This is a genomic window from Streptomyces sp. NPDC018045, assembly GCF_044327445.1.
Lineage (GTDB): Bacteria > Actinomycetota > Actinomycetes > Streptomycetales > Streptomycetaceae > Streptomyces.
In genome coordinates this window covers 1-12,829 of sequence record NZ_JBIRFL010000052.1, presented here as the reverse complement: position 1 = coordinate 12,829, position 12,829 = coordinate 1, and the positions used below count along the sequence as shown (strand labels likewise).

The window sequence follows — 12,829 nt, the reverse complement described above, 5'->3', positions numbered from 1 at the left end:
GTGTGCCTGTGGACTGGGCCGGGTGGTTCGCCGGTACCGGTGCCCGCCGCACCGACCTGCCCACCTACCCCTTCCAGCACCAGCGGTACTGGCCCCGGCCCGCCGCGTCGGCGGGTGACGTGACCGGCGTGGGGCTGCTCCCGGCGCAGCACCCCCTGCTGGGCGCGACGCTCACGCTCGCGGACTCCGGGGAGGTGCTGTTCACCGGCAGGCTGTCGTTGCAGACGTACCCGTGGCTGACCGACCACGCGATCGGTGAGAATGTCCTCTTCCCGGGCGCCGGCTTCCTGGAGCTGGCCATGCGCGCCGGGGACCAGGCCGGTTGCGACCGGGTCGAGGAGTTCCTCCTGCTCGCCCCGCTGGTGCTCACGGCGGAGAGCGCCGCCCAGGTCCAGGTGCTGGTCGGTGCCCCCGACGAGACGGGCGCCCGGAAGATCTCGGTGCACTCGCGCTCCGACGCCGACCCCGACCAGCCGTGGATCCAGCACGCCACCGGCACCCTGACCACCGGGGAACGGATCGCGGACTTCGGCTCCCCGGTCTGGCCGCCGCGCGACGCGGAGGCCGTCGACCTGGAGGGCTTCTACGACGGGACCGGATACGGCCCGGCCTTCCAGGGGCTGCGTTCGGTGTGGCGGCGCGACGGGGAGGTGTTCGTCGAGGTCGCCCTGCCGGGCCAGGTCGCGGACGAGGCGGAGTCCTTCGGGATCCACCCGGCGCTGCTGGACCCGGTGCTGCAGACCCACCGGATGGCCGGCGTCGGCGGTGCCGACGACCAGCTCATACCGTTCGTCTGGCAAGGCGTGTCGCTGCACGCCGGTGGCGCGTCGGTCCTGCGGGCCCGCGTCGCGCGGACCGGTGACGACTCGGTGTCCATCGCGGCCGTCGACGTCGAGGGCGCACCCGTACTGTCCGCCGAGGCACTGGTGCTGCGCGGCCAACTGGCCGGTGCGGCCGCCCCGGCGGCGACGCGGCGCAGCACGGCGCACGACGCGCTGCTGTCGCTGGACTGGGTGGCCGCCCCCGAGGCGCAGCCCGCCGACATCCGCCCGGTGTCCCTGGGCACCGACGAACTCGGCGTGGGCGCCTCGGTCGCCTCCCTGGCGGATCTCACCGGCGACGAGGACCTCGTGGTGGTCCCCGTGACCGGCACCGGCGATGACGTGCCCGCCGCCGCGCACGCGCTGACCGCCCGAGTGCTGGATCTGCTGCACGAGTGGGAGGAGCGGCAGGGGACCGGCACCGCGCGCCTGGTGTTCGTCACCCGCGGCGCCGTCTCCGCCGAGGAGGGCGAGTCCGTCACGGACCTGGCCGCGGCCCCGGTCTGGGGGCTGGTGCGCTCGGCGCAGTCGGAGAACCCGGGGCGGACCGCGCTCCTGGACCTCGACGACGGGCACGGCGACCTCGCCGCGGTGCTCGCGCAGCTTCCTGGCCTGCTGGCCACCGAAGAGGCCCAGTTCGTGGTGCGCGACGGCGCCGTCCGGGTGGGCCGGTTGGCGCTCCTGGGCAGCGGCGCGGGACTGCTGCCGCCCGTCGGGGAGCCGTGGCGGCTGGACAGCGCGGCCGGGGGCGGCCTCGAAGACCTGACGCTCGCGCCCTGCCCGGAGATCCTGGAGCCGCTCGCACCGGGTCAGGTCCGGCTGGAGGTCCAGGCCGCCGGGGTGAACGTCCGCGACGTCCGGAGCGCCCTGGGCGAGCATCCGGACGAGCCCGTGCGGATGGGTGCCGAGGCTGCCGGTGTGGTGACCGGGACCGGTCCCGAGGTGAGCCACCTGCGCCCGGGGGACCGCGTACTGGGCCTGGTGCCCGGCGCCTTCGGCCCGGTGGCCGTCACCGACGAGCGGCTGCTGGCCCGTACCCCCGACGACTGGTCGCCCGACCGGGCCGCCTCCGTACCGCTGGCCTTCCTGACCGCCCACTACGCCCTGACGGACCTCGCCGCCCTGCGGCCGGGCCAGTCGGTCCTCGTGCACGCCGACGCCGCGGGCGTGGGCCTGGCGGCGGTCCAGTTGGCGCGGCACCTCGGCGCCGAGGTGTTCGTCACGGCCGACGAGGACGCCTGGGACGCCCTGCGCGACCTGGGGGTCGCGCCCGGCCACCTCGCCTCGTCCCGCACCACCGACTTCGAGCAGCGCTTCCGCGAGGCCACCGACGGCCGCGGGGTGGACGTGGTGCTCAACACCCTGACGGGCGAGTTCGCCGACGCCTCCTTGCGGGTGACCGCCCCCGGCGGCCACTTCCTGGAGACGGACCCGGCCGGGGCCCGCGACCCCGAGTCCGTCACCCCGGTCCGCCACCGCGCCTTCGACATCACCGAAGCGGGCCCGGACCGTGTCCAGGCCATGCTCGGTGAACTGCTGGAGCTGTTCGCCCGAGGCGCGCTGCGCCCGCTGCCCGTCGCCACCTGGGACGTACGACGGGCCCCCGAGGCGTTCGGCGGCGTCAGCCGTGCCGAGCACGTGGGCAAGACCGTGCTGACCATGCCGCGCGCCTGGGCCCCGGACGGCACCGTACTCATCACCGGAGGCACCGGCGGCCTGGGCCGCGAACTCGCCCGGCACCTGGTGACCGAGCGCGGCGTACGCCACCTGCTGCTGGTCAGCCGCAGCGGCCCCGACGCGCCCGGGGCGGCCGAACTGCGCGACGAACTGGCCGCCCACGGCGCCGAGGTCACCGTCCGCGCCTGCGACGTGGCCGACCGGCAGGAAGTCGCGGCCGCCGTGGCGTCGGTGCCCGCCGCCCACCCGCTGACCGCCGTGATCCACACGGCCGGCGTCCTCGACGATGGTGTGGTGGCCTCGCTGACCCCCGAGCGGCTGTCGGCCGTCCTGCGCCCGAAGGTGGACGCCGCCTGGCATCTGCACGAGGCCACCCAGGACCTCGGCCTGGCCGCGTTCGTGCTGTACTCCTCCATCGCGGGCGTGGCCGGCGCCCCCGGCCAGGGCAACTACGCCGCGGGCAACGTCTTCCTCGACGCGCTCGCCCGGCACCGCACGGCGCGGGGCCTGCCCGCACAGTCCCTCGCCTGGGGCGCGTGGGCCCAGGGCGGCGGCATGACCGCTGCCCTCTCCGACGGGGACATGCAGCGGATCGCCGCGTACGGTGCCAAGCCGCTGACCGTCGAGCAGGGGCTGGCGCTGTTCGACGCGGCCGGGGAGTGCGACGCGGCGCATCTCGTCGCGGTCGCGCTCGGCCGCACCTCCGGCACGGTACGGGTCGAGGGCCCCGTACCGCCCGTACTGCGCGGCCTGGTCACGTCCCGCCGCCGCGCCGCCGGGTCCGCCACCACCGGCGCCGACCCGGCCGGCGGACTCGCCGGGCAGCTCGCGGGCCTGGACGAGGACGAGCGGATCGCCCTGCTGACCGACCTCGTACGGACCGAGGCCGCCGCCGTGCTCGGGCACGCCTCGGCGCAGGGCGTCGAGACCCACCGGGAGTTCCTGGAGCTGGGCTTCGACTCCCTGACCTCGGTCGAGCTGCGCAACCGGCTCGCCGCGGCCACCGGTCTGCACCTGCCCGCGACCGTGGTCTTCGAGAACAAGAGCCCGGAAAAGCTCGCCACCTGGCTGTGCGGCGAACTCGTCGCACGGCCGGGCGCGGGCGCCACCGCCTCCGGTGCCGGACTCATGGGCGCGGCGGCCGGGGAGCAGGTCGACTGGCTGGAGCAGCGCTTCCTCACCGCCATCAGGGAAGACAAGATCGCGGAAGCCATGCGACTGGTGTCGGCTATGGGCGGCGTCGGCGGCCCGTCCTTCGAGAACACGGCCGAACTGGAGGACCTGCCGCTGCCGACCACGCTCGCCGAGGGCCCTGCCACACCGCGGCTGATCTGCATCAGCACCCCCACCGCCAACGGCGGCGTCCAGGAGTACGCCAGGTTCGCCGCCCGCTTCCGGGGAAAGCGGCACGTCTGCGCCCTGCCGTTGGTCGGCTTCGCCCCGGGCGACCCGCAGCCGGCCACGGCCGAGTGCGCGGCCCGCTCGATCGCGGAGAGCGTGCTGCGCGCGAGCGACGGCGAGCCCTTCGTCCTGGTCGGCCACTCCTCCGCCGGGTCGTACTCCTACGCCGCCGCGGGGCTGCTGGAGAGCACCTGGGGCATCAAGCCCGCGGGCCTGGTGCTGCTGGACACCCTCAGCATCCGGCACGAGTCGCACGAGGAGATCGACTACGGCGGCCTGCTGCGGGCGAACTTCCTCGCCGCGGAGGCCTCCCAGGTGCGGCTCACCAACGCCAAACTGTCCTCGATGGGGCGGTGGATGCGCCTGCTGAACAGCATCGACGTACCGCAGATGACCGCCCCCGTGCTGAGCATCCAGGCGACGCGGCTGTACCCGGGCATCGAGGCCGACGGAGAGGGGCTGAGCAAGAAGATCCCGACAGCCAAGATCGTCAAGCTGGACGCGGACCACCTGTCCATCGTCCGGTCCGACGCCCCGGCGGCCGCGGAGATCGCGGACAACTGGTTCGACTCCGTCTTCGGCGCGTGACAGCGGCGCCGTGACCCACACCACGGCGGGCGGCCCGCGGGCCGCCCGCCGTGAGGTCTCCTCGCTACCAGATCACCGGCAGCTCGGAGAGGCCGCCGGACAGCCGGCCCTCCTTCTCCCGCAGCCCCTCCGCCGGACGTGCCGGGCGCAGACCGGGCAGGCGGGTGAAGAGCTGGGTGAAGACCGTCTTCAGCTCGATACGCGCCAGGGGCGCGCCGACGCAGTGCCAGATGCCGTGGGCGAACGTCAGATGCGGGTTGGGCGTTCTGGTGATGTCGAACCGCTCCGGTTCGTCGAAGGCCCGCTCGTCGAAGTTGGGGAGGCTGAAGTCGAACAGGACCAGGTCCCCGGACCGTATCGACGCCCCTTCGAACTCGATGTCCTCGGAGGCGTAGCGCGGCAGGATCGACCCGCCGGCCTTGGCGGCCCGTAGCACCTCCTCCACGGCGTGCGACATCAGGTCGGGGTCCGCCACGGCCGCCGCGCGCTGCTCGGGGTGGGCGGCCAGGAGCACCACGCCGTGATCCATGATGGTGACGACACTGTCCAGCCCGGCGAACAGCACGCCCACCGACAGCGTCGCCACGCGCTCGTCGGACAGTCCGCCCCCGGACAGCCGGGTGAGGATGTCCTCACCGGGCTCCGTCCGCTTCTTCTCGATGAGCCCCGCGGCGAACGCGGAGAGTTCGCGCTGCGCCTGCTCCACGCCGTCGCGGTTGTCCAGCAGGGCCATCCGGGACAGCAGCGCCGTGAGCTGTCCGCGGTCCTGCGGGGGCACGCCGATGAGGTCGCAGAGCACCGTCAGGGCAACCGGTACGGAGACCCCGTCGTGCAGGTCGGCGGGCGGGCCCTGGGCGATGAACGCGTCGAGTACGGCCTCCACGACCGCCGCCACCTTCGGCTCCATCTCGCGCACCCGCCGGGCGGAGAACATCGGCGTGAGCAGGCGGCGGGTCTCGGCGTGCGCCCGGCGCCCGGCCTCGGCGTCGGTGTCGGTGATCATCATGTCGAGGAACGGATTGCGTACGTACTGCGGCGCGTTCGCCGGGTCGGGGTGCGTGTGGCCGAACCTCTCGTCGTGCAGGAGCTGCTTCAGTTCGGCGTGGCGGGTCACCAGCCACCCCTCGTCCCCGGCGGGGGTGCGCACGCGGCGGATCGGCCCCCGCTCCTGTAGCCGGCGCAGCAGCGGACTCACTTTCAGTAAGGCAGGCGGCTCCAGGTCGAGGGCAGGAAGATCGCGGGAAGCGGTCACGGAGGAGTCCCTTCACAGGTGCGTTCGTCGCGCTGCGCCGGGAGCGCACGCGCAGGGCAAGTGGGAGAGGCTAGCGACGCCGGGGCCCGGAATCCCTTAGTCCTCTTCGCCGGCCCGCCGTACCGGCCCGCCGCGCCGCCCCCGGGCGCCGTCCTCACCCGCCGCCGTGACGCGTACGCCGGCCGCGGACCCGAGATCTAGGGAAACCCGCAGTCCACCTCGGACGAGGATGGGCCGTGAACAGTGGGTCAGACGTGAGTGTCGACGCTCTGTGCCCCAGAACCGGCATTTCACGAGGGGTTGGCATCCTGATGTCGAACGAGGCGAAGCTGCGCGAGTACCTCAAGCGCGCGATCGCAGACCTCCAAGAGACTCGCCAGCAGTTGGACGAGACGGAGCAGAAGCAGCGCGAGCCCATCGCGATCGTGTCGATGGCCTGCCGCTTCCCCGGCGGAGTCCGCTCGCCGGAAGAGTTGTGGGAGCTGCTGCGGGGCGGCGTCGACGCGATGTCCGCCTTCCCCGGCAACCGCGGCTGGAACCTCGACGGGCTCTATGACCCCGACCCGGAACACCAAGGCACCACCTACGCCCGCGAGGGCGGGTTCCTCCACGACGCGGGCGAGTTCGACCCCGCCTTCTTCGGGATCTCCCCGCGCGAGGCCCTCGCCATGGACCCCCAGCAGCGGCTGCTGCTGGAGACCGCGTGGGAAGCCGTCGAACGGGCCGGCATCGCCCCGGAATCGCTCACGGGCAGCAGCACCGGCGTCTTCGTCGGCACCGGCCACGGCGGGTACGACGCGGACGGCGCCCGGCGCACACAGGAGACCGGCGGGCACCTGCTGACCGGCAACCTCATCAGCATCGCCTCCGGCCGGATCTCCTACGTCCTGGGTCTCGAAGGCCCCGCCCTGACCGTGGACACGGCCTGCTCGTCGTCACTGGTCGCCCTGCACCTGGCGGCGCAGGCACTGCGGCGCGGCGAGTGCGGGCTGGCCCTGGTGGGCGGCGCGACCGTGATGTCCACCCCGCAGATGTTCGTGGACTTCGCCCGCCAGCGCGGACTGGCCCCCGACAGCCGCTGCAAGCCGTTCGCGGCCGGCGCCGACGGCACGGCCTGGGGCGAGGGCGTCGGACTGCTGGTGGCCGAGCGGCTCTCCGACGCGGTACGCAACGGCCACCCCGTGCTCGCGGTGCTGAAGGGCTCGGCCGTCAACCAGGACGGCGCGTCCAACGGGCTGACCGCCCCCAACGGACCCTCCCAGCAGCGCGTCATCCGCCAGGCACTGGCCGATGCCGCGCTCGGCACCGCGGAGATCGACGCCGTGGAGGCCCACGGCACCGGCACCCGGCTCGGCGACCCCATCGAGGCCCAGGCCCTGCTCGCCACGTACGGACAGCAACGCCCCGCGGACCGGCCCGTGCTGATCGGCTCCCTGAAGTCCAACATCGGGCACACCCAGGCCGCCGCGGGCCTGGCCGGCGTCATGAAGATGATCCTGGCGATGCGGCACGGCGAACTGCCCCGTACGCTCCATCTCGACGAGCCCACCCCGCACGCCGACTGGAGCGAGGGCCACGCCAGGCTCCTCGCGCAGGCCGAGCCCTGGCCCGCGGCGGACCGCCCGCGCCGCGCCGCCGTCTCCTCCTTCGGCATCAGCGGCACCAACGCCCACGTCATCCTGGAACAGGCACCCGCGCCCGCGCCCGAGGCCGGGCCGACGCCCGCGCCGGCCGCCCGGCCCGGCGCGCTGCCCTGGATCCTGTCCGCGCGCACCGGTGAGGCCCTGCGGGCCCAGGCCGCCGTGCTCGGCCGCCACGTGCGCGCTCGCGGCGACCTCGACCCGGCCGACGTCGCCCACTCCCTGGTGACCACCAGGGCCCTCATGGAGCACCGTGCCGCCGTCGTCGCGGACGACCGGGACGCCTTCCTCCGCGGTCTGGACGCCCTTGCCGCAGGCCGGACCGCGAACGGCCTGGTGACCGGCGCCGCCGCCAGGACGCCCACCGCGTTCCTGTTCACCGGGCAGGGCCCGCAGCGCCTGGGCATGGGGCGCGAACTGTACGCCGTCCACCCCGTGTTCGCCGCGGCCTTCGACGCGGCGTGTGCCGAGTGCGACCAGTACCTGGGCAGGCCGCTGCGCGACATCGTGTTCGCCGAGGAGGGCACGGACGAAGCCGCCCTGCTCGACCGCACCGACTACACCCAGACCGCGCTCTTCGCCTTCGCGACCGCCCTGTACCGGCTCGTCGAGTCCTGGGGCATGACACCGCAGTACGTCGCCGGCCACTCCGTCGGCGAGATCACCGCCGCCCACGTGTCCGGCATCCTCTCCCTCCAGGACGCCGCCCGGCTGGTCTCGGCCCGGGGCACCCTCATGCAGGCGCTGCCCGAAGGCGGCGCCATGGTCGCCGTCCAGGCCACCGAGGACGAGATGCGCGCCACTCTCGCCGGCCACGAGGACCGGGCCACCCTCGCCGCGATCAACGGGCCCGAGGCCCTGGTCATCTCCGGTGACGAGGAGATCGTCGCGCAGGCCGCCGCCCACTGGGAGGCCCAGGGACGCCGCGTCAAACGGCTGCGGGTGAGCATCGCCTCCCACTGCCCGCGCATGGACGGCATGCTGGACGACTTCCGGCGCGTCGCCGAGCAACTGGAATACCACGCCCCGCGCATCCCCGTGGTGTCCACGCTCACCGGCGAGCCGGCCACCGGCGACGACCTGCGCACCCCCGACTACTGGGTCCGGGAGATCCGCGAGGGTGTCCGCTTCTGCACCGCGGTGCGCACCCTCGAAGCCGCGGGCGTCACCGCGTTCGTGGAACTCGCCCCCGGCAGCGTGCTCGTCCCGAGCGTCCAGGACTCCCTGACCACCCTCGAACAGCCGCTCCTCCTGTCCCTGTTGCGCAGCGGCCACTCCGAGGTCCAGGCCCTCGCCGAGGGCGTCGCCACCGCGTCCGCCCACGGTGTCCCCGTCGACTGGGCCGCCTGCCTCGCTCCGCTCGGCGCCACCCGCGTCGACCTGCCGACCTACGCCTTCCAGCGCCGGTGGTACTGGCTGGACGCCACCGCAACGGCCGACGGCGCACCGGCCGCCGCCGAGACCGGCGAAGCCGGCTTCTGGGAAGCCGTCGAACGCGAGGACCTGGAAGGGCTGTCGGCCGTCCTGGCCATCGACGGCACCGAGGCCGACTCGCTCGGCAGCCTCCTGCCCACCCTCTCGGCATGGCGCAAGCAGCGCCGGACCCAGGCCATGGCGGACGGCTGGACCTACCGGGCGCAGTGGACCCCGATCACCGCCCCCACCGGCCGCGCCGCCACCGGGAACTGGCTCGTCGCGCTGCCCGAGAGCGCCGCCGACGACCCGTGGACCACCCGGCTCCTCGACGCCCTGCGCGAGCAGGGCCTGCACACCGAACTGCTCGTACTGCCCGGCACCGGCGCCGCGAACGAGCCCGTCACCTGGCCCGACGGCCCGGTCGACGGTGTCCTGTCGCTGCTGGCCCTCGACGAACGACCGCACCCCGACCTGTCCTCCGTACCACGCGGCCTGGCCGCCACCGTCACCCTGCTGCGCGCCTTGGAGACCTCCGGCCGGCAGGTCCCGCTGTGGTGCGTGACCCGCGGCGCCGTCGCCGTCGACGACCGGGACGCGCTCACCCACCCCGTGCAGGCACAGGCGTGGGGCCTGGGACGCGCGGCAGCACTGGAGTACCCGCGGATCTGGGGCGGGCTCGTCGACCTCCCCGAAGCCCCCGACAGCCGGGCCGTCACCGGGCTCCTGAACGTACTCGCCGCGAGCGAGGACCAGGCCGCGATCCGGCCCGCCGGGACCTTCGCCCGCCGCCTCGCCCGGATCGCGCCCGGCGGCGACACCGGCGCCGAGTGGACCGCGCACGGCACGGTCCTGATCACCGGCGGCACCGGCGCGCTCGGCACCCAGCTCGCGCACTGGCTCGCCGACGCCGGGGCGGAACACCTGGTGCTCACCAGCCGCCGGGGCCTCGAAGCCCCCGGCGCCCCGGAACTCGCGGCCGAACTCACCGAACGGGGAACCCGGGTCACCGTCGCCGCCTGCGACGCCGCCGACCGCGACGCCCTGGCGGCCGTCCTCGCCGACATCCCGGAAGAGACGCCCCTGACCGGCGTCGTGCACGCCGCCGGCGTCCTGGACGCCGGCATGCTGGACGCGCTCACCCTCGAACGCTTCGAGGCCGTACTGCGCCCCAAGGTCACCGCCGCCCTGAACCTGCACGACCTCACCCGGGACCTCGACCTGGAGATGTTCGTGCTGTTCTCCTCGGTCGCCGGCTCCCTGGGCCAGGCCGGTCAGGCCAACTACGCCGCCGCCAACGTCTTCCTCGACGCCCTCGCCGAACACCGGCGCGCCCAAGGCCTGCCGGCCACCGCGACGGCCTGGGGCCCCTGGGCGGACCTCGGCATGGCCACGAACAAGGGCGTGGCCGACCGGACGAGCCGTGACGGCCTGCTTCCCATGGCCCCGGACACCGCACTCGCCGCCCTCCGCCAGGCCCTGGCCCAGGGCATGGCGAACGTGACCGTGGCCGACGTGGACTGGACGGCGTACGCCCCCGCCCTGACCGCCGTCCGCCCCAGCCCCCTGCTGGCCGACCTGCCCGAGGCGCGGCACGCCCTCACGGCCGCCGACGACGGCACCGACGCCGCGCCGGGCGAGGACCGTTCCCCGCTGGGCGGCCGGTTCGCCGGCCTGCCCGCCGCCGAACAGCAGCAGGCGCTGCTGCAGGCGGTCCAGGAGGAGGCGGCGAGGACCCTCGGTCAGGACTCACCGGACGCCGTCGAGGCCCGGCGGGCCTTCCGGGACGTGGGCTTCGACTCGCTGATGGCGGTCGAACTGCGCAACCGCCTGTCCGCCGCGACGGGCCTGCGCCTGCCCGCCACCCTGCTGTTCGACCACCCCACGCCCACCGCCGTCGCCGAGTTCCTGCGCTCCGAGATCGTGGGCACGGCGGCCGAGCCCGCGGCCGTCGTCGAACGGACGGCGGCCGTCCTCGACGAGCCGGTGGCGATCGTGAGCATGGCCGGCCGCTTCCCCGGCGGAGTGAACTCGCCGGAAGACCTCTGGGCGCTGCTGTCCGAAGGCGGGGACGCCGTGACCCCGCTCCCCGACGACCGGGGCTGGGACCTCGGCCGGCTCTACCACCCCGACCCCGACCACCCGGGTACGAGCTATGCGCGCGAGGGCGGCTTCCTCCACGAAGCGGCGGCCTTCGACGCGGACTTCTTCGGCATCTCGCCCCGCGAGGCCCTCGCCATGGATCCGCAGCAGCGGCTGCTGCTGGAAACCTCCTGGGAGGTCTTCGAACGGGCCGGTCTCGACCCGGAGTCCCTGCGCGGCAGCAGCACCGGCGTCTTCGTGGGAGCCAACACCCAGGACTACCGCACGGTCCTGAACGCGACGCGGGACGACGTCGCCGGCCACTCGCTCACCGGCACCTCGATGAGCGTGGTCTCCGGCCGGATGTCGTACACCTACGGCTTCGAGGGACCGGCGGTCACGGTCGACACGGCGTGCTCGTCGTCGCTGGTGGCTCTGCACATGGCGGTGCAGTCGCTGCGCCAGGGGGAGTGCTCGCTGGCGCTCGCCGGCGGGGTGACGGTGATGGCGACACCGTCGGTGTTCGTGGAGTTCTCGCGGCAGCGGGGGCTGGCGGCGGACGGCCGCTGCAAGCCGTTCGCGGCGGCGGCCGACGGCACCGGCTGGAGCGAGGGCGTGGGACTGCTGCTCGTGGAGCGGCTCTCGGACGCCCGGCGCAACGGGCATCGGGTGCTCGCCGTCGTCCGCGGCTCGGCGGTCAACCAGGACGGCGCGTCCAACGGCCTGTCCGCCCCCAACGGCCCCTCGCAGCAGCGCGTCATCCGCCAGGCCCTCGCCAACGCCGGTGTGGCCGCGTCCGACATCGACGCCGTCGAGGCGCACGGTACGGGTACGACACTGGGCGACCCGATCGAGGCGCAGGCGCTGCTCGCCACCTACGGCCAGGAGCGGCCGCAGGACCGGCCGCTGCTGCTGGGAACGCTGAAGTCCAACATCGGGCACACCCAGGCCGCCGCCGGTGTCGCCGGTGTGATGAAGATGGTCCTGGCCATGCGGCACGGTGTGCTGCCGCGCACCCTGCACATCGACGAGCCCACCCCGCACGTCGACTGGACCGCAGGCGCGGTCGAACTGCTCACCGAGCCGGCGGACTGGCCCGGAACGGACCACCCGCGGCGGGCCGCCGTCTCCGCGTTCGGGGTCAGCGGCACCAACGCGCACGTCATCCTGGAACAGGCCGATCCCGCCGAACCCGAGACGCCCCCCGCCGCCCCCGAGGCCCCGGTGCCCCTGCTGCTGTCCGGCAGGACCGACAGCGCCTTGCGGGCCCAGGCGGCCCGGCTGCTGTCCCACCTCGACCGCACGCCCGCACCACGGCTCCCGGACACCGCGTACACACTGGCGGCACGTACGGACTTCGCCCACCGCGCGGCCGTCGCGACCGACAGCCACGACGCCGCGACGCGTGCCCTGGCCGCGCTGGCCGCGGGCGTTGCCGACCCCGCCCTGACCACGGGCGTCGCCCACGACGGCAAGAACGCCGTCCTCTTCTCGGGCCAGGGCTCGCAGCGCCTGGGCATGGGCCGGGAGCTGTATGGGCGGTATCCGGTGTTCGCGGCGGCGTTCGACGCGGTGTGCGCCGGGCTGGACGAGCACGTGGACCGTCCGTTGCGCGAGGTTGTCTGGGGTGAGGACGCGGAGCTGCTGAACCAGACCGCGTACGCCCAGGCCGGGCTGTTCGCCGTCGAGGTCGCCCTGTTCCGGCTGGTGGAATCCTGGGGCGTGCGGCCGGAGTACGTGGCCGGACACTCGGTCGGCGAGATCACGGCCGCGCACGTGGCAGGCGTCTTCTCGCTCGCCGACGCGTGTGCGCTGGTGGCGGCGCGGGGCCGGCTCATGCAGGCCCTGCCCGTGGGCGGCGCGATGGTGGCGGTCCGGGCGACGGAGGACGAGGTTCTTCCGCACCTGGTGGAGGGTGTGTCGATCGCGGCGGTCAATGGCCCGTCGTCGGTCGT

At 74.4% G+C, this 12,829-nt stretch carries 3 protein-coding genes; 2 read left to right on the top strand and 1 reads right to left on the bottom strand.

Annotated elements, in window-relative coordinates; genetic code table 11:
* Positions 1-4,487: SDR family NAD(P)-dependent oxidoreductase (locus tag ACH4EB_RS37960; protein WP_398353066.1), on the top strand; the 4,487-nt coding region annotated here is incomplete at its 5' end.
* A 64-nt stretch (positions 4,488-4,551) separates the two neighbouring features.
* Here ACH4EB_RS37960 and ACH4EB_RS37955 read toward each other — a convergent pair.
* On the bottom strand, positions 4,552-5,739 hold the full coding sequence (locus tag ACH4EB_RS37955) for a cytochrome P450 (protein ID WP_398353065.1): 1,188 nt from the start codon (positions 5,737-5,739) through the stop codon (positions 4,552-4,554).
* 269 nt (positions 5,740-6,008) lie between these two features.
* Here ACH4EB_RS37955 and ACH4EB_RS37950 point away from each other — a divergent pair.
* A partial coding sequence (locus ACH4EB_RS37950) for a type I polyketide synthase (protein WP_398353068.1) occupies positions 6,009-12,829 on the top strand: 6,821 nt, incomplete at its 3' end.